This window comes from Prevotella sp. 10(H) (assembly GCF_000711235.1).
GTDB lineage: Bacteria > Bacteroidota > Bacteroidia > Bacteroidales > Dysgonomonadaceae > Dysgonomonas.
On the sequence record NZ_JOMI01000007.1, the window covers coordinates 40652 to 60596 of the forward strand.

Below are 19945 nucleotides of genomic sequence, written 5' to 3' on the forward strand. Positions count from 1 at the left end.
GGTCTTCGGCATTAAAAGTACAAAATAAGCATTATATTTGTAATATAATCATCAAAATAAGTAACTGTTTAAATTTTATTGGCAATCTTCTTTGAACTATTTTGAGATAGCTTTTTTGATTTTTACTCGCTGGTTTAGCGGGCTAAACCGAGAGGAAAAAGTGAAAAAGATGCTCAAAAGAGTCAAAAGTGAATGCCAAAGAAAAAGAAATAGTTATATAAGAAATGATTTCGGTAAAATTTAAATAGTTACTAGATGAATCAACTTTCCGCAAACGAAGTTTTCAAACTGGCAGCCGATATTGTAAGCCATACTTCACAAAGTGTTTTCCTGACGGGTAAGGCCGGAACCGGGAAAACTACATTCTTACATTATATCCGTCAGCATGTCGACAAAAATGTGATTGTGGCCGCGCCTACAGGGGTCGCTGCTATCAATGCGGGGGGAGTAACGTTGCATTCTTTACTGCAATTGCCATTTGAGCCGTTTATCCCAAACTTCGAAGGGAAGAAAAAACTGGACTATCACTTCAAACTACGAAAGTCGAAGATAGAAATGCTGCGCGAACTCGATTTGCTGATTATAGATGAGGTGAGTATGCTGCGTGCCGATATGCTCGATGCTATCGATTATATGCTCCGGCGATACAGAAACAATCAGCAGCCGTTCGGCGGTGTGCAGATACTTTTCATTGGGGATATGTTCCAGTTGCCGCCTGTCGTACAAAATTCAGAATGGGAATTGCTCAAGCATTACTATCCGTCACCGTTTTTCTTCCATGCACAGGTGCTTGCCGATTATTCACCTTTATATATCGAACTGAAAACGATTTACAGGCAGCAAGACCAGCAGTTTATCGATATACTGAATCGTATTCGTAACAATTGTGCTACTTCGCAGGATTTGCAGATGCTCAACCAACGATACAATCCGACGTTTAAACTCCCGGAAGAAAACCGTTACATCGTCCTTTGCACGCACAACTATAAGGCTGACCGTATCAATAACGAAGAATTATCCCGATTGAATGGGAAGAATTATAAATTCGAAGGTAAAATACACGGCGATTTCTCCGAAAATTCACTACCTACCGAAGCCAGCCTTTCTCTCAAAGAAGGCGCACAGGTGATGTTTGTGAAAAACGATGCAGGGGAAAACCGCCGCTATTACAATGGTAAGCTTGCTACAGTAATTTTTCTTGGTGAAGAAAAGATACAGGTACGCTTCGAAAACGGCGAAGAAATGGAACTGGAGCCGGAAACATGGCGCAATGTCCGTTACTGCCTCAATGAAGAATCGGGAGAAATCGAAGAGGAAGAACTCGGTTCATTCACGCAGTATCCGATACGCCTTGCTTGGGCGATTACCATACATAAGAGTCAGGGTCTGACATTCGACCGCGTGGTCATAGATGCCGGACAGGCTTTCGCTGCCGGGCAAGTGTATGTCGCGCTCAGCCGCTGTACTTCGCTCGACGGGATTATTCTGTTTTCGCGCATCACGGCTCAGAGCATAAGCACCGATCAGTTTGCTATCGAATTTGCCAATAAAGAACAAAGCACTTCTTATCTTTATCAGGTATTGAAAGACGAAAAACCGCGTTACTGCGCCGGACAGCTAAAGAAATATTTCGACTGGTCGCCGTTTACCCGAAGCCTGCATTCATTGCACGAACTGGCAACGGAGAAGAAAATTCCGAATCAGGAAGAAACACAGGCGATGATTGCCCGTCTGTGCAGTAAGGCTGTGGAGCAACAAGAGATAGCGAATAATTTTATAAAGGAACTCGACCGGATTCTGGCCATTCCTAATCCTGATATCGATTACCTGAAAGAACGGGTACGGAAAGGCATAGTATATTTCCATAAAGATGTGCAGGAATGCATTATTCTGCCTGTAGAGCAACATCTGAATAGCTTGAAGAATGCTTCGAAAGTAAAGCAATATAAAAAGAAGGCGGAAGAAATATATGCTACTCTACAACGTCTGTTGGAACGGCTCGAAACTGTACGTTACGGAGATATAAACCTTACCGAAGGACTGGCATTTAATAAAATATCATTACCTAAAGAAGAAGTTGTTGAAAAGCATAAGGAAAAGAAGGAAAAGCCGCAGAAAGGCGAAAGCCAGCGACTGACCTTATCCTTATTTAACGAAGGCATGTCTGTAAAAGATATTGCCAAAGAACGCAATCTGGCAGTGACTACTATCGAAGGTCATCTTGCAGGCTTCGTATTGACGGGTGAATTGTTTATCGGACGTTTGGTGGATGAAAAGAAACTCGGTTACATGCTGCCGGTTTTACGGGAAATAGCGCCGCAAACCTTATTGTCGGAAATAAAAGAACGGTTGCCGAAAGAATGTTCTTATCTCGATATTAAAGCTATGATAAATTATATAAAATATCTGGATGCGAAAAACGGTTAAATTTCTGATTTTCCGAATAGGATAATTTTATCGATAAGTGTACGTTCTTTTATCAGTTCCCGGTTCTCATCATAGAAATTATATTTCTCAAAACGGCACTCTTCGAGTTCGTAGACTTCATCTTTCGATGTAATAAACAAATCTTCATCCTTTATAATCCCGATTCTTAATCCTAATATGCCTGCCCCCAGCATTATTTGTTGCCGCCATCCCTCGATATCCTTATTGTATGAGAGGCAGTAATATGTTGTATCGTCAGGTGTCGTTATGACAAAGTTCTGAGATACGACACCTCCCTCTTTTGGTATCAGCGGACGGTGCGCCGATATAACTTTATTAAATAAATCGCTCTCAAAATCTGTACCGGAAGGAACTTCAAGGTACATGACTTCCCGCCAATCGTATTTTACCCTGCCGGGAATTAGTTGTTTGTCTGTCATATTCGTTTGTGTAGTCAGTTTAAATTAAAGGCTATCTAACTTCTTTCGTAAATCTTCCTGATAGGTTTCCATAAGTTTGCCGATATCGAAGAAGAGATAAGATAGCGTTTTTACAAAAGGATTCTTTATCTGTATATACTCTGTGGCTGTGAATAGAGTGCCGCCGTTTTCCGTTTCTTTAAATTCGGCTGTCCAGTATCCGGAGAACATTGCAGATTCCATATCGAAAGAGTAGAATGAATAGGGGTGCTTTTCCTTTGTCGAAAAATGTATTACATTCCCGTTATCGGCTATTTCATCCCATGTTTCCATATCACCCTTCCTACTTGTTATTACAATCTTTTTCAATCCGCTGCGATACTCGTAATCTTCATTATTTGTAACGATATTATATACTGTTTCGGGCGGAGCGGTAAATGTGGACTGACGGGTTTCTATCCGTTCTTTTGGTAATAATAATCCAATGATACCTATAAGGACAACTATGGCAATAATGCCGATGAGGATATATATAAGGATGTACATCTTCATTTTTATTTAGATTGCAGTTGCTTACTCATTTTATAGTTGATAAGGCTGAGTTTGTTGGCTTTCCTTTTCTGTTCTTCATCCACCTTGAATCCCAGCTGTTCAAAAAAAGGCCGGGCTGTAATACTGACCTCCGATATTATCTTTTTAATATTATAGTCAGTGGCATATTGCTCTATATGGTTGTATAATAAGGTAGCAATACCCTGATGCTGAAAATCCTTATGTATAAACATCGAATGCAGATATCCCGTAGGTGAAACGGACGAGAATCCTGTTATTCTGCCTGTAACATCCGTAGCTACAATAAAGTATAAATCCGAAATCAACTGTTTCCAGCGGTCTTCGTTTTCTCCGCATGATGCCCAGTCTACAATTTCATCTTCCGGATAATCTTTGGCATTGATGGTAAGAATTGTTCCTTTATAAAGTTCTTTTAATTCGGGAATATCATCAGTTGTTGCTATACGGATATTATACATGTTGCTTTCTATTTTTTACTAAAATTAGAAAAATCGTGGAAATTATCCAAGAATATCAAAAACGTATATAAAGTAAAGAGGACATATCCTTTCGGCATATGTCCTCTTCAACCAATTTAACTCACTTTATTTAGGGAGATTGAAAGCATCTCGCAATGCTTCCATATCTTTCATAGAGGTTCCTTCCGGTTCGAATCCCATCGACTTGGCGGTAAGATATATCTGTGCCGATTTCGACAGTGTATCCACCATGTCGAAAGCTTCCATGATATTTTCACTTACCGAACATACGCCGTGTTTTTCCCACATTACTACATCGTATTCCTTGAGCATTTCTACGGTAGCGTCCGCCAGTTCCATCGAACTCGGCATTTTATACGGGATAATGCCTAATCCTTTCGGGCAGAATGCACGGGTTTCGGGTATCATGCTCCAAAGAAGATATGTAAGCTTATCCTTTTCGAGGAAAGCAGGGTTATGAGTCATCGCTATCAGGTCGATAGGGTGGGTATGTAATGCTGCTTTATATCCTGAGCCTACCTCTATCTGATAGTTATGCATCGAAAGATGCGACGGCAGTTCTGATGTAGGTTTCACCGGATTGTCGGCAATGATTACATAGCTGGCGCAATCGTCCAATATGCGGATTACAGAGCCGTTTTCCATAGGCCAGCGTGCAAGGTCGCGCATGCGCCTGTTAGTGCCTTTACAGAAGAAATAGCATCCTTTGAGATATGGCAATGGTTTTCCTATCTGCACTACATCGCTTATTGGTCTCAATGATCTTATCTCATCATCTATTACATCTGTGATGTTGATAGTGATATTTCCGCCGTTACGTTCGGCCCATCCCTTTTGCCAAAGGTATCCGGCCACTTCGGCCACTTCGTTTACTCTTTTAGCTAGTTCAGGGCGGTTATCTAATATAGATTTCATTGTAATATTTATTTAAAGAGCCCCTCCGGCCTCCCCAAGTGGGAGGTACTTCAGAGGGTAAATTTATATATTTTCTTTTAAACTCCCCTATTGGGAGACAGGGGGCTTTTATTTCAATACCTGCGGCAAGATGATGGATATAATCAAAACGATCAGACCGATGACAAGTACTGTAATTGATTTTCGACCCGAACCTTTCCATTCTTTAAGGATAATACCCCATAGATTACTGCACAATACATTCAATGACATCAGGATGCTCCACGAGAACGCCATCATTACACTACCCGGCTCGAAGAAGCTTTGTCCGATACCCAACCCGAAGAACTGAGAATACCAGAGCAATCCCGCCAGTGCACAAAATGCCAGATTGTTAGCCCATGTTGCACCGCTGATGGATGTATAATCTTTGAATGTTTTGTTTCTATAATTCTGGAACAGGCAAAAACATGCATTTGTTATGAATGCCCCGATAGTAACGAGGAGTATAACGGGATTCAGTACCAGAAGTTCATTTGCCCCGAGGCTTGCCAACTGTGCCTTGATAGGCGCTCCGGCTTCCAGTCCGAGATTGAAACAGGCACTCATTACCCCTGCCATCAATGCAATAAGCAATCCTTTCTTAAGAGCAAAGTCTTTCACGGCCTTCTTCTTTTCTTCTTCCGTCATATTCCGCGATTTCAGCGCGCCCGCATAACCGATAATAGCAATACCGGCAATGGCAATACTTACCCCAATTAAAAGGATAAGCCCGTCACCCGAAAACAGGTTTTGCCCCCCTAGAATAGCCGGTATGAGTGTTCCGAATGCAGAACATGTGCCTAATGCAAGCGATTGCCCCAATGCAATGCCCAGAAAGCGCATACTCAGGCCGAAAGTAAGTCCGCCGACTCCGTACAGCATACCGAAGCCGATAGTCTTCCATGCACCGTCTCCCGCTGCCGACCATACGTCGATAAGAGATACTCCTACCGGTAAAGCAATCAATGCTCCGATAAGAGGAAATACCAGCCATGCAAATATGCCCTGCATGAGCCAGAAGCATTCCCACGACCAGTTTTTGACTTTGTTGATAGGTACATAGGAACTGGATTGCCCGAGGCTGCCAATAGCTATTATAACCAGACCGATAATTGTATTCATATTTTATACATTCTTACAAACTAACGCTTACAACAAGGCTCTGATAAAAACAATGGTATGGAAATATAGTGTCCTTGTTGTAAGCCGATAGTCTATAAATTATCTTTTAGATGTTACATCTTTTTCGTATTGTTGTATTTCACCGATATAGTCTTCACCTACAGCAACATTGTTTTTCAGACAGAAGTAATCCCAAACGGCATTCCAAGGCAATCCTTTAGCTTCTTCGAGCAATGCAAGGCGTTCGAAATATTGTTCATTTGCTTCGTATTCGCGAAGTTTGGCAATAGGTTCGAGCAATCCCTGAAGGAGAGCCTTCTGGGTAGAACGGATACCTATTACATAGGCGCCTATGCGGTTGATAGAAGCATCGAAGAAGTCGAGTCCGATATGCACTTTATTCAATGCGTCGGCACGGATGATTTCTTTTGCAAGCTCGGCAGTTTCGTCATTCAGAATCACCACATGGTCAGAGTCCCAGCGTACCGGACGGCTCACATGCAGCATAATCTCAGGAGTGAACAACAATAGGGCCGAAATCTTATCGGCTACACTTTCCGACAAATGGAAGTGACCCATATCCAGCGTAACCATTTTTTGTTTCTTAGCGCCGTATCCCAGATAGAAGTCGTGCGAACCTACCGTATAACTTTCAAGAGCGATACCGAACAATTTTGATTCGATACAGTCTTTCATATTCTTATAATCTTTGGCGAAGATTTCGTCTAGCGATTTTTCCAATAATGAACGGTACATATAACGGTTTACAGTCAGGTCTTTAGAGCCATCATGTACCCAAAGGTTCATGATACACGGATCGTTCTGGAATTTACCCATTTCTTCCGATATGGCACGGCAGCGTTTTGTATGCTCGATCCAGAAATCACGTATCGATTTGTCGGGATTGGCTAATGTAAGGTCGCCACTCTTCGGATGTCCGAAAGATGTAGAGTTGAAGTCGAGCTTCAGATCTTTTTCCTTTGCCCACTGCATCCAGCTGGTGAAATGAGAAGGTTCTACCTGATCGCGGTCTACCACTTTGCTGCCAAAGTCGCCGTATATTTCATGCAGGCTAAGGCGGTGCTTACCACCGACTAAAGTCTGTACTTTCTCTATATCAGCACGAAGTTCGTCTATGCTGCGGGCTTTTCCGGGATAATTTCCCGTAGCCTGTATTCCGCCGCCGCCCATGTTGGCCTGATTCTCGAAGCCTGTAACATCGTCGGCCTGCCAGCAATGGATGGATATTTGTATTTGTTGCAGTTTCTCAAGTGTTGCTTCTACATCTACACCAACGGCTGCGTAACGTTCTTTTGCTATTTCATACGATTTTTGTACCAGTTCGCTCTTTTTCATGATATGATCTTTTTATGTTATTAAGTAAGTTGCTAATTATATGTTTAATAAAGTGAGAAAATGTTTGTAGGTTTCATCCCACAGTTCCGTATCTTTCGGAAGAAATACATCAGGATTGACGCTGTTATTTACGATATTCCTTATATCTTGTAAAGATTCGACCAGTCCAAGACCTTTTGCCTGCATCATGATGTTACCGATGGCAGTAGCTTCGCACGGGCCGGCAACAACCGGAATTCCTATAGCGTTGGCTGTCATTTGGTTCAGAAGGTTGTTTTGAGAGCCACCGCCTATCACGTGTAATTTTTCGATAGGGAACGGCGCTACTTTTTGCAGGCGGCTTAACACATACCGGTATTTCATAGCCAAACTGTCGAAAATACAGCGGATAAATTCCGCATCAGTTTGCGGTATTTTCTGATTCGTTCTTTCGCAGAAAGCGGCAATAGCCTCTGTCATGGATTCAGGATTTGCAAAACTCGCATCGTCAGGGTCGACAAGCGACTGGAATGCTTTTGCAGAATCGGACATCGCTACTATCTCCGGATAACTGCATTTCTTTCCTTTCAGTTCCCATTCTTTACGGCATTGTTCGAGCAGCCACATTCCCGTAATGTTTTTCAGGAAGCGCACCGTGCCGTCTACTCCACCTTCATTCGTGAAGTTCATCTCGTATGATTCTTCCGTAACAATCGGGTCATCCACTTCTATCCCCATCAGCGACCATGTACCTGAACTCAGGTAGGCGAAATTTTTATTTTGTGCAGGAACAGATACGACCGCCGAACCGGTATCGTGCCCTGCAACTGCAATGAGGGGGATGTCAGCCAGTCCGCATTCTTTAGCTAATGCTTCATGGAGATTTCCGATTTTTTGTCCCGGCATAATTACCGGAGGGACAATTGAGGCATTTATTCCTATGGTTTCTAATAATTTCTTTTCGATTTTCTTTGTTGCCGGATTCAACAGTTGGGCTGTCGAGGCGATTGTGTATTCGCACACCTTCTTGTTTGTAAGCAGGTAGGAGAGGGCATCGGGCATGAAAAGAATTTCCTTTGCGGCCGCCAGTGCAGAAGAATCTTCTTTTTTTGCAGCGAATAGCTGAAACAGGCTGTTGAAGTTCATTATCTGTATGCCAGTCAGCTCATATACTTCCTTGCGCGGAATGATTTTGAAATATTCTTCAGGCATCCCTACCGTATAAGGGTCACGATAACAGCGTGCGGTGCCCAGTATGGAACCGTCTTCGCCGAGATAAACAAAATCCACACCCCATGTGTCGATACCTATTGCATCTACCTTTATACCTTGCGATGAAGCGGCCTTTAAGCCGTCTTTCAGTGCTTCGTACAAAGCAAATACATCCCAGTAATATTTGTCATGGATATGTATTATCTTGTTGGGGAAGCGTGTTAGTTCGTTCAGTTCCAGTTTGCCATCACATAATGTGCCTATAATACTGCGGCCGCTGGTAGCGCCAATGTCGAATGCCAGAAAATTGTACGTGTTGCTCATGATTTCAGATTAGTTATCATGATACAAAAATAGTCCTTCACCGCATCCGTGAATTGTAAAAAATGATATAGAATATTGAAAAAATGACATATTTCATTTTTTCGAAGGTCTATAACAAGCTAAAAAAACAGTGATGTAAGCTAATGCAGGTCTTTTGTTTTAGGTTTTAATCCGAATAACGGCCTTATCCACGCATATCTCCTTATGCCGAATTCGTATATAATCCAGCATATACCGAAAGTGCCTGTTACCATTATTAAAAATTTAGGGAAGAATCCCATATCAACGTTCATAAGGTAATAGCCTAGAGCAATGAGCACTGTCTGGTGCAGGATATAGAAAGGATATACCGCTTCGTTGGCGTATGTCAGTTTTTTGCTAGGCCTGTTCAGATAGGCAGCTGAATATCCGATGATAGCCAGTATCCACGACCATGCATTAAATACCCTGAGAAGAGCCGATATCTCTCTTTTTCCTGTAAAGCTTCCGACGCCAAACCACAGGTAGATAAGAATCGGGAAAGCTATGATTCCGGAAATCAGATATATGTGTTTGTTTGCAGTGACTGATTTCCAGAAAGTGTCTTTTAAAGTCATCAGCAGAAATCCGAAGAAGAATAAGGTGCAATAGTTGACCAGATTATACCAGTCGTTAACCAGAGCATTAGTCTGCGGAAAATAAAGTGCTAAGAATAACCTCCATAGGAAAAGAGGGATTATGAGGATGTAAAGCCCGAAAGGATTTGAACAGAGCGATTCCATTTTCCGGATTATCCATGCTCTCGTATGTTTATGTAAATATACGAAAACAGGAATCGGGATGAGTGAGAAAATCAGCAGATAAAATATAAACCATAAATGATGCCATGACATGTTACCTTCGGGGTATATACCAATAAATGCCTCGGCAGGCCAGAACTCAAAGTAACTTCCGTGGAATTGCCCTTTAGCCAACCTTTCGAAATATATTTGCGGGGGCACAATAAATAAAACACCCACTATAAACGGTATAAACAATCTTCGCAGCCGTTCTTTTGCAAACTGCCCTCTGGTTCTTTTATTCAGGGCATAATAGGTGCCCATACCCGACACAACAAACAGTAGTGATAACCGCCATTGGTTAAGGAACAGCATCGGGAAAGTCAGACCTTCGTATGTTTCAGAATTCTTTATATGATAATCCCATGGAATGAAAAACATTCCCACATGATATATAATAAGCAGGCCGAATGCAATAACCCTGATGCTGTCGATGTCGTGCCTTCTCATAGTATATATAGTTATGAATAATATGTAAAATTAACAATATATACCGGCTCCGGAAAAAATATAATGTGATAACTGTTATGTCCAAAGGGAGGTTATGAACATCGGAATTTTGTCTTCGCCTGCTTCGAAACCGCAATGCTTATAGAATCCTGTTTCTTTATCGTATGCAATGAGTATGATGCGTAAATAATCTTTGTAATGTTCGGTTGTTAGCCTTAGCAGTTCTTTCCCAATACCTTTTCCCTGATATTTGGGATTTATAAGCAGATAATGGATATATGCATTCATAATGGAATCGTCCATGGAACTGATAAGCCCGATAAGATCCTCACCGTCCCATGCCGAGAATACGAGAGATGAGTGTTGCATGGCTATGGCTAATTTATCGGGATATTGCCCCGAAGACCATTCTACAGACAGAAAAAGATTTTGTAATTGCTGAGGATTGAATGTCTGAATGTTTTTATATACGATATTCATATAAGTAATGTGTTGATTGATTAATAATAATTACTACTTTTGATGAATCAAAAATATGTTATAATATTCTGCAAAGCAATAAGTTACAAATAAGTGTTATTATAACTCCGAAGTTAGTAATGCTGTATATCAAACGCTTATGACAAAAGATTTTTCAAAGAAAAAACTTTGCACCGACCGTTGTCCTCTCCGAATTGTGATGGACAGGTTTGGCGATAAGTGGTCTATCCTTATCCTCATGGCCTTATCGGAAAACGGCACTATGCGGTTTAATGAATTATCTGCCTGTATCGACGGTATTTCCCTGAAAGTGCTGACCTCTACCTTAAGGGCACTGGAAGACGACGGGTTTATAATCAGAACTGTATTTCCTGAAGTACCGCCGAAAGTCGAATATGAACTGACAACGGTAGGGCAGGAGATGATACCTTATATACAGGAAATTTCGGCATGGGCTATACGCAATTTTAAGACAAAATAGGCAGATAAACCCTATGATGTAATCACTAATTGCTTATATTTGTAACCTTATTTCAATAAAATAATATTATCTATATCATCTTAAGTAAAAAATGAGAATTGCTATTGTTGGTACCAGTGGTGCCGTAGGACAGGAATTCCTGAGAGTTCTTGACGAACGTAACTTCCCGATAGAGGAATTAGTATTGTTTGGTTCTGCCAGAAGTGCCGGAACTACTTACACGTTTCGCGATAAACAGTACACTGTCAAGGAACTTAAGCAGAACGACGATTTTAGGGATATAGATATTGCTTTCGTTTCTGCCGGGGGAAGCGTGTCTGTCGAATTTGCATCTACGATAACCAAGCATGGTGCAATCATGATAGATAATTCCAGCGCTTTCCGTATGGATAAAGATGTTCCCCTTGTAGTGCCGGAAGTCAACGGTGAGGATGCAAAAATACGCCCGAAAGGAATTATCGCCAACCCGAACTGTTCTACCATACAGATGGTAGTGGCAATGAATGTTATAGAGAAAATTTCTCATATCAAACGTGCACATGTGGCAACATATCAGGCGGCTTCGGGTGCGGGTGCAGCTGCGATGGACGAACTCGTTAACCAGTTTCAGCAACTGGCATACAATACGGATGTGACAGTTGAGAAATTTGTTTATCAGCTGGCATACAATCTTATTCCTCAGATAGATGTATTTACCGATAATGGTTATACAAAAGAGGAACTGAAAATGTATAATGAAACCCAGAAAATAATGCATTCGGATGTAAAAGTCAGCGCGACTTGTATCCGTGTGCCTGTTCTACGCTCACATTCCGAAGCTATATGGGTGGAAACAGAAAGACCTGTTACGCCGGAAGAAGCACGCGCTGCATTTGCAGAAGCAGAAGGAATAATATTGCAGGACAATCCTGCCGAAAAAGAATATCCAATGCCTCTATTTGTGGCGGGAAGCGACCCTGTTTATGTGGGTCGTATCCGCGAAGACATAGCTAATCCGAACGGGTTGACATTCTGGGTAGTGGCAGACCAGATCAAGAAAGGCGCCGCATTGAACGCCGTTCAGATAGCGGAATATTTGATAAAGGAAAAAGCTATTTAATTCGGCAACTTGTTTGTATAATCAAAACAAACAACTATATTTGCATCGCAATTGAGCAAAATATTGCTTTTGCAGGTTCAGGAAGTGTGGGTGAGTGGCTGAAACCACCAGTTTGCTAAACTGACGTACGGGTAACTGTACCGGGGGTTCGAATCCCCCCGCTTCCGCAAAATTAAAATTTCACCAAGTTTATAAGCGACTATAAGGTCGCTTTTTTTATGGTGTAAGATTAAAATAAGCGTTGATTTATAATTGATTAGGTGAAATTCGCACCCCCGATACAGTTACCCGTACTCTTATTGGCTGACTTGCTAATTTAGACTATCGAGTGACTGTTTTTTATAAATCAGGTTAAAAATGCAACTGTTTATAATTGAAATAAAATAAAGAACTCATTTAAATATCTGTAACAAAGATAATTAATTCAGTCACTTTTTTCAAAAAAGCAGTCACTAATTTTAATTCATGTGGATTTGTAAATATAAAAAAGTGGAAAAAGCCAATCTTTCCACTTTATATTCTATTATTCTTTAGTAATCTTCAGATAAGTATTGTTTTTCTCTATCAAAATATCTGTAATATACAGGTATACTAAAATTCTCTCTCACAAACTTCAAATAAGTTATATCATCGTTAGTAGGTTTATCTTCTGACACTATTATAAGCTTAGTTGCCCTTTTTTCCTCAGGATAATAAGCATACTCCATTATTTGTCCTATTGCTTTTCGTATGCTTAATTTTGCACTATCAGTCTTTATTTCAAAATAGTGCCATTTATTTTCCGTAGTTCGTGCCTTTAAATCAACCCTGCCCCGTTCCATTTGTACGAGATTATATTCTGTAGATTTGTTTAATAAGGCACGTAATTCATTTTGTATCTTATCATGAACAGGGTCAAAAGTTATATCAATGCTTAATGTTCTTTTTCTCGGCTCTGTATTCTTATCATTACCTTCAAATTCATCATCTTTCTCAATATAATATTCAATTTCTAATTCATTTTTTTGAGGAAGTAATACAAAATGAGTAGAAGTTATATTGATATCACTTGCAGCAATTACTTCATAATCCTCTCTTTCAAGAATATGCGCATCTTCAAATCGAAATTTTACATTAAATAATATTTTTGCATCTTTTGCTATTGTTGAACTCCATTTTCCACCTATGGACTTAACTTGTGTAATCATTTCATTGAGCCATTCACGTTCTAAATAGGCTTTATAAATATCTTCTGAATCTTCTTTCGAAACCCCAATAAGATTCTTTATTTCTCCAATATAATATTTTGTGTTATTAATAGCATCTATTGAATAAAGCTTTATATTGAATTCTTTCCCTACATGTTTATTGTCCTTTATATTAAAAGCTTCAATAAAAGCATAATGATAACCATCTAATGTTTTAGATTTATCAAACAACCATTCTTCATGACCAAAACCATATTTATTTTCATACGAATAGCTATTCAAAGACTTTCCTTTTGTGCCTGAAGGGCATTTCCACCCATTTGTATTCCAACACAATCGTGCAATTTTATTTTTTCTACCAAATTCTATTTGTGATATTCTTCTTTCTATAATTGGTTTATACTTCTTATTAAAATCAGATTCTCTAATTATAGATATACCTTTAGGCTTATATTCCTCAATTAACTTATCAATCTCTACTTTTTCATTTCTAATAAATGATTTAAAGTTTTCTATATAGTCTTTACCTTCAAAATCTTTATAATATATCCCATTATACTCACCATTATAAAAACCTAACTTATCTGCTACAATCTTTAAGAATTCTGCTTTTTTTATATCAGCCTTAGCTGTGAGAATAATTCTACTATTTTTATCATAGCAATTGACAGCAAATCCAATATTCCTTCTCCTTGTGTCAGAGTCTCCACCTATCCAAAAAGATACATATACATACCCATCATCTCCTTGAAACCAATAACCTTTTTCTAATCGTTCATTATTGTTTCTTTGGCGTGTCCCAAAATAAAACTCAGGATTTTTTTTATTCTCCTTAATTAAAAAATCAAGTATCTTTTCGTGTATTAGCTGTGCTTTATCCATAGTAGCTTTATATTAGTTATAACCTAAGATTTCAAAAAGTTCTTTGTCTGAATAAGGTATTATTCCATTTTCCTTAAAAACATCAACAACGAATGTCAGAAATGGGTCTGTATGTATATGGAAAAAACGGTAAAAACGACCCCTTAAAAACGGCGGAAAATGGCCATTAAAAAACGGTCGAAACTGACCCCTTGAAAACGGATGAAAGTGATCCCCTAAAAACGTTTCAAACTGACCCCGGCAAGGGTAATTGTTAAAAAGTTGTTCAAAGATGGTATTAAAAGTGTAAGATTTTGTTAGCTTGACCGGCGACCAAAATCAGAAGATTATGCCGAACATACCAATTAAGATGAACAAACTTAGAACCATTATCCGTTTGTATGAGGAGCAAACGGGTTTAAAGACCATCGCAGCGATGGCTCGCACCTCACGTAATACAGTAAAAAAATACGTTCAAAAGTGGAACTCTTTGAAAATGACCTACGAAGAGTTTCATGGCAAAAGTGATGCCGAGCTTCACGACCTGTTTTGTGTACCGGCTTGTATGCTTCAACCTAATCCCCGCCTGGAAGAATTGGAAGGTTTAATGCCCGATATCTGCAAAGAACTTGGACGTAAAGGAGCCACTACCCTCCAGCAATGGGATAAATATCGACAGAACCATCCTGATGGCTATGGACTTACTCAGTTCCGATTGGCTATCCAGCGTTACCGGATGATTACCAACCCTTCGATGCGGATGGAGCATAAAGCCGGGGATAAAATGTTTATCGACTATACAGGAGATAAATTATGGATATATCCTCATGGGGAATCTCCCCGTCAGGTAGAAGTCTTCGTAGCTATATTGGGCTGCAGCCTGTTAACTTATGTAGAAGCGGTTTCCAGCCAGACAAAGGAAGATTTTATATCAGCCTGTGAAAACGCTTTTTATTATTACGGTGGGGTCCCTCAGGCAATGGTTCCCGACAACCTGAAAGCAGCCGTGACAAAAGCCGGACGTTACGAATCGGTACTCAATGAAGAGTTTGAGCGTTTTGCCGAGCATTATGCCGTAACCGTTCTACCAGCCCGTGTGCGTAAACCTAAAGATAAATCAGTAGTAGAGAATGCTGTAAAATTAACATACAAAGATATCTTTACCCGGATAGAACATCTGCGTTGTCCGGACTTAAAGTCATTGAATGCGGCTATACGGTCAGCCCTTGAGATACATAACTACCAGCTTTTAAGTCGTCGTAATTACTCCCGCAGGAGTTATTTTGAGGAGATTGAGCGCGATGTATTGGGTCCGCTAAATCCGATACGTTATCAGATAAAAAAGCACATTATGGCAACAGTAGGTAAAGACGGCTATGTCCGTCTGCGTGAAGATATCCACTATTATAGCGTCCCTTATATCTATATCGGTAAAAAGCTGAAGATATCCTATACGACAAGTGATGTGGAGATATTTGACGGCTATACCTGTGTGGCTTGCCATACCCGTAACCGCCTTGAGTTTAAACATACAACCAATCCTGAACATTTGTCTCCAAAGCATAAGGCTATCCTGGAATGGTCACCTGAGACCTTTATTAAACAGGCTGCCGAGATAAATGAAGATGTCGAGTTTTACATCCGTAAGGTATTGGAGAAGAAGCGCTATGTTGACCAGGCTAATAAAAGCTGTTCGGGCATCCTGTCTTTAGCCCGTAAGGTAGGTCCTCTCAGGCTGGCTGCCGCATGCCGTCTTGCCGACAGCTATGGCAGGTATAGTTTCCTTGAGATACAGGATATACTTAAAACCCAGTCTGAACTTATTGAGGTTCCCGAAGAAACGGCAGACATCCCGGAGCATGAAAATATCAGGGGGAAAGACTATTATAAATAACCTTTAATAAATAAAACAATGAACAATCAAACATTAGACAAAATGCGTCAGATGCGCCTTTTTGGTATGCACGACGCCTTCAAGACATCACTGGAAAATACATTGAAAGAACAAATGACCCAGGATCAGTTTATAGGACACCTGGTGGCCAGTGAGTTCGACAACCGCCGAAACAGGGCTATTGAAAGGGCGGTTAAAGCTGCTTCATTCCGTTACAATGCTTCGATAGAAGAGATTGATTACACCTTTGAGCGGGGACTGGACCGTAATCAGGTTGAGCGGTTAGCTGCCCTGGAGTTTGTCGCAGAAAGTAAAGACCTGTTCATAACCGGACCCACAGGAACAGGTAAGAGCTATCTGGCTACCGCATTGGGTAATAAAGCATGCCAGGATGGATATAAGGTATTATATGCCAGTACTGCAAAACTGATGAGCCAACTGAAGATTGCAAAGGTCAAAGGCTCTGTTATAAACGACTTTAAACGTATCGAGAGGATGGACCTGCTTATACTGGATGACTTCGGTATGCAGGCTTTCGACTCTCAGGCAAGGGGAATACTGATGGATATAATAGAAGACAGGCATCAAAAGAGATCTACTATTATTACTTCGCAGGTCCCTGTTAAAGGTTGGTATGACGTTATTGGTGAGAAAACAGTTGCCGATGCCGTACTCGACCGATTAGTACATCATTCCCTGAGGGTAGAGTTATTTGGAGAATCAATCAGAAAAAGGAAAACTAAAAATGAAAATATGTATCGCTGATAAATTATGTGGGTCCGAATATAGAGATGTTGGGACTTATACCTATTTTTGTAAAATCTGTGGACCCATTACCTGGGTAGACCGATAAATATTAAGTTTAACTCGGGCTTAAATCTTCTTCTTTTAGACCCCAATCCCGAGAACAACTTTTTACTGTTTGAACGGCATAACTTCAAGGGATCATTTTCCGCCGTTTTTAAGGGGTCATTTTTACCGTTTTTTCCATTAATAGCCGTTCGCCGGGATGTAATTCTGCTTCATCACAATTTTCATATATACATTTATTCATTAAGTTAACAGAATACCTTACAAATTCAGGATACACTTTAGAAGTCCACATCTTACATATTGTACTTTGATTATTTACCTTGAAATCAAAATAAAAGTGAGATGTTTTACTCGATTCAACTGAATTAGGTATAAACTCATCATCAATATCAGTCGGTGAAAATCTATCCCAACAATAAATCCTGCTTTTCGATTTCAAATCTTCAGAAATCAAATTAACAATTTCATCAATAGCATCTAATAATTCGACAGAAAAGAGTGATTTTCTCTTGAAATTACGGATAATAAGATCTCGTTGGCAGACAATGTTTTCATCATGTCTAAGTTCGAAACTCCATGTTGTCTGAACTGATTCTTTGCTTTGTTTTCTTGTTTTCGTACTTTAAAATTTTAGTTTAACAAAAAGAAATTCAACAAGATAAAATTAGTAAGGCTGTATATTAAAAAGAAAAGCTACCTTAATTAGTAGCTTTCCATTCCCTATCAAATTAAGATTACATATCAATCTTATTTGCTATACTATTCATATCATTTACCAATGTACTTTCTAATACTTTTGCATATCGTTGGGTAATTTTGGTATTCGTATGTCCCATCATTTTAGATACCGATGTGAGAGCAATATTATTATTCAGAGTAACACTTGTGGCAAACGAATGGCGTGCGCAATGAAAATGTAATTTCTTTTTAATCCCACATATATCAGCTATTTCCTTCAAGTAAGCATTAGTCTTTTGATTCGTTGGGACAGGTAATCTATATTGGTATTTTTCTAATATCTCTTTTGCGATTGGGAGTAAGGGAACATTCGACATAATACCTGTCTTTTCTCTCTTTTTCATAATCCATAAATTTCCATTATCATCAGTTATTAAATGCTTTTCTGCATTTAACTCTCTTACATCAATATAGGCAAGTCCTGTGAAACAGCAAAAGATGAATATGTCTCTAACTTGGTTAAGTCTATCGACATGACAATCTTTATTATAAATTGTCTTTATCTCTTTCATGGTTAGAAAATCTACATCTACAGGCTCAATGTGAAGCTTTACGTTTGAAAATGGATTTCTATCAATGATACCATCATTAAAAGCCCTAAGGCATATCTTTCTCAGATTCTTCATATAGTTGACAGATGTGTTATTTTGAATTTTGCGATTAGTCCTGATATAATTCCAAAAACCATCAACGAAAGATTTACTAATCTCATTCATTTGAATGTCAGTCCTATTGAATTTTTCTTTTAAAAATAGCTGAAGATGCTTCAACGTAGTAGTATGCTTCTGATAAGTAGTATAAGTGATTGTATCGGTTTTATACATAGCTCTGTACTCATCATTATGCTCCTGATATAAACTTACCAATGTTGTGTTTTTATCCTTAATTTTACCTGTAAATAAATCTCGAATAGTCTCAACTGTTACAGGAATATTCCTTGATAATAGCTTAGATTGGCATTCATAGAATTTTAATCGTGTGACATTGATGAATTGGTTTATCTCTTTCATTTCGTCATCATCGGATTCAACGATTTGCATTGCCTGACTCCATAACTCAGGTTTAAGTTTTCGAGGTAATGTGAGAATAACTCTCTTCTTGTCAATACTAATTGCCACTTCCAATGGAGCTAAACCTTGTTTGTTTACTTTGGTTTTCCTTACAGTAAAGAACAAATTGAAATTCATAACTAATAATTATTTAAGTAATTCATAACTATGAGTTTTTCTTTTATTTCAATTTTTAAACAAGCGTTTTTGTAACCATTGATTGCTCTAATTCATGCAACTTTTATAATAAAAGTGACTGCGGTGTGCCATCTTTATCAATTCAGGAAAGGTTTGAGCGTAAGTTTTTATGAATCCCCCCGCTTCCGCAAGAGTCATTAAATATAAATGATTTACAAAATAATCTCCCAATATTACTCCCATAAAGGATGAATATTGGGAGATTTTATTTTTTCATTATTCCTCAACAAATAATCCCACACTAAATCCTACATTTATCTTAGCTTGTACCCACTTTCCTTCACTCGCTTTACGGGAAAATGTATCCGCTCCTTTTGTGTCCGAAGAAAACATTATGTAGCCTTCTCCCATATCTTTTACATGTTCTATGGTAATAAGGGTTTTTCCTGAAACTTCTATATTATGGCGGGTTAAGTCGATCTCCAGGGAACGGATTTTCTTATTCATTGCTTTCGAAAAATATACAGGTTCGTCCAGTATATTATTGAATTGCCCGACTCCTGTTTCTTTATATACATTGATGCGATAAAAAATGCTGTCATAGGTGCATGCGGCGACATTGCATATCAGCTTTCCTAAGATGGTCTTTTTGCCCGGGTTTATGAGGATACCGCATTCAGAGCCTTTCAGATTATCCTTGAATCCTGCTACTATTTTCTTCCCCTTATAATTGTTTCCCAATACTTTATATTGATATTTCTGGGGTAATACAATTACCTCATTTAGTAATTTGGATTTGGGTACAAGTTGTACCGTATAGTTTTCGGTAAAAATGATTTCCTTTACCAAAAAAGTTTTGGATTCAAAACCAATACTGGAGAAGCGTATGGAATCATTTGATTCGACTTGGCTAATATTCAGAGAAAAACATCCGTCAAAGTCAGCTACCGTTCCGATATCTTTATTCAGGATGCCAATACTGGCGAACTCTACAGGAGATTTTGAAGCTGCATCGGTTACACATCCTTTAATTACATTTTGAGATGTAATAGTTTCCGGTATTAAAATTGCAGTAAGAATTAAACTAAGAAAAATATGTTTGTGCATAAC

General features: G+C 39.3%; 17 protein-coding genes and 1 tRNA gene. 6 read left to right on the forward strand and 12 right to left on the reverse strand.

Features of this window, described 5'->3' with window-relative positions:
• The first annotated feature begins 255 nt into the window (after positions 1–255).
• Positions 256–2427 carry a helix-turn-helix domain-containing protein gene (locus K348_RS0111755; RefSeq protein WP_029905145.1) on the forward strand — a complete coding sequence of 724 codons (2172 nt, stop codon included), beginning with the start codon at positions 256–258 and terminating at the stop codon, positions 2425–2427.
• Here K348_RS0111755 and K348_RS0111760 read toward each other — a convergent pair.
• From K348_RS0111760 to K348_RS0111800, 9 genes are all read right to left on the reverse strand, one after another.
• A complete protein-coding gene (locus K348_RS0111760; RefSeq protein WP_051697824.1) occupies positions 2424–2867 on the reverse strand; it encodes a hypothetical protein in 444 nt (147 codons plus the stop codon). The two genes, K348_RS0111755 and K348_RS0111760, sit on opposite strands and share 4 nt — an antisense overlap.
• Positions 2868–2891: 24 nt before the next feature.
• Entirely contained in the window at positions 2892–3392 is a 501-nt protein-coding gene (locus tag K348_RS0111765) for an SRPBCC family protein (RefSeq protein ID WP_197027656.1), read from the reverse strand.
• A gap of 8 nt (positions 3393–3400) precedes the next feature.
• The gene (locus tag K348_RS0111770) at positions 3401–3877 is read right to left on the reverse strand and encodes a GNAT family N-acetyltransferase (RefSeq protein WP_029905148.1); all 477 of its coding nucleotides are present in this window, start codon (positions 3875–3877) and stop codon (positions 3401–3403) included.
• 126 nt (positions 3878–4003) lie between these two features.
• Positions 4004–4813 (reverse strand): rhamnulose-1-phosphate aldolase, encoded by an 810-nt coding sequence (gene rhaD, locus K348_RS0111775; RefSeq protein WP_029905149.1) that lies wholly within the window; start codon positions 4811–4813, stop codon positions 4004–4006.
• A 108-nt stretch (positions 4814–4921) separates the two neighbouring features.
• Positions 4922–5956: an L-rhamnose/proton symporter RhaT gene (gene rhaT / locus K348_RS0111780; RefSeq protein WP_029905150.1), complete on the reverse strand. Its 1035-nt coding sequence runs from the start codon at positions 5954–5956 to the stop codon at positions 4922–4924.
• A 99-nt stretch (positions 5957–6055) separates the two neighbouring features.
• Positions 6056–7312, reverse strand: coding sequence for an L-rhamnose isomerase (locus K348_RS0111785; protein WP_029905151.1), 1257 nt, complete (start codon positions 7310–7312; stop codon positions 6056–6058).
• A 36-nt stretch (positions 7313–7348) separates the two neighbouring features.
• Positions 7349–8827, reverse strand: a complete 1479-nt coding sequence (locus tag K348_RS0111790; RefSeq protein ID WP_029905152.1) for a rhamnulokinase family protein — start codon at positions 8825–8827, stop codon at positions 7349–7351.
• Between the two features lie 140 nt (positions 8828–8967).
• Complete coding sequence (locus K348_RS0111795) at positions 8968–10095, reverse strand: acyltransferase family protein (RefSeq protein WP_029905153.1); 1128 nt, start codon at positions 10093–10095, stop codon at positions 8968–8970.
• Positions 10096–10170: 75 nt separating this feature from the next.
• Positions 10171–10575 carry a GNAT family N-acetyltransferase gene (locus K348_RS0111800; RefSeq protein WP_029905154.1) on the reverse strand — a complete coding sequence of 135 codons (405 nt, stop codon included), beginning with the start codon at positions 10573–10575 and terminating at the stop codon, positions 10171–10173.
• A 139-nt stretch (positions 10576–10714) separates the two neighbouring features.
• On the opposite strand from K348_RS0111800, the gene K348_RS0111805 reads away from it, so the two are divergent.
• From K348_RS0111805 to K348_RS0111815, 3 genes are all read left to right on the forward strand, one after another.
• Positions 10715–11056 carry a helix-turn-helix domain-containing protein gene (locus K348_RS0111805; RefSeq protein ID WP_029905155.1) on the forward strand — a complete coding sequence of 114 codons (342 nt, stop codon included), beginning with the start codon at positions 10715–10717 and terminating at the stop codon, positions 11054–11056.
• Between the two features lie 91 nt (positions 11057–11147).
• Positions 11148–12155, forward strand: coding sequence for an aspartate-semialdehyde dehydrogenase (locus K348_RS0111810; RefSeq protein WP_029905156.1), 1008 nt, complete (start codon positions 11148–11150; stop codon positions 12153–12155).
• Between the two features lie 80 nt (positions 12156–12235).
• Positions 12236–12322, forward strand: a tRNA-Ser gene (locus tag K348_RS0111815).
• Positions 12323–12685: 363 nt separating this feature from the next.
• On the opposite strand, the gene K348_RS0111820 is transcribed toward K348_RS0111815, so the two are convergent.
• Complete coding sequence (locus K348_RS0111820) at positions 12686–14224, reverse strand: hypothetical protein (protein WP_029905157.1); 1539 nt, start codon at positions 14222–14224, stop codon at positions 12686–12688.
• Positions 14225–14573: 349 nt separating this feature from the next.
• Between K348_RS0111820 and istA the strand changes: the two genes are divergently transcribed.
• A complete protein-coding gene (gene istA / locus K348_RS0111825; RefSeq protein WP_036930072.1) occupies positions 14574–16097 on the forward strand; it encodes an IS21 family transposase in 1524 nt (507 codons plus the stop codon).
• A gap of 18 nt (positions 16098–16115) precedes the next feature.
• Positions 16116–16862, forward strand: a complete 747-nt coding sequence (istB, locus tag K348_RS0111830; protein ID WP_029901791.1) for an IS21-like element helper ATPase IstB — start codon at positions 16116–16118, stop codon at positions 16860–16862.
• Between the two features lie 782 nt (positions 16863–17644).
• Here the strand turns inward: istB and K348_RS0111840 are convergent.
• Entirely contained in the window at positions 17645–18835 is a 1191-nt protein-coding gene (locus K348_RS0111840; RefSeq protein ID WP_029905159.1) for a site-specific integrase, read from the reverse strand.
• A 276-nt stretch (positions 18836–19111) separates the two neighbouring features.
• Positions 19112–19942, reverse strand: coding sequence for a carboxypeptidase-like regulatory domain-containing protein (locus K348_RS0111845; RefSeq protein ID WP_029905160.1), 831 nt, complete (start codon positions 19940–19942; stop codon positions 19112–19114).
• Positions 19943–19945 lie beyond the last annotated feature (3 nt).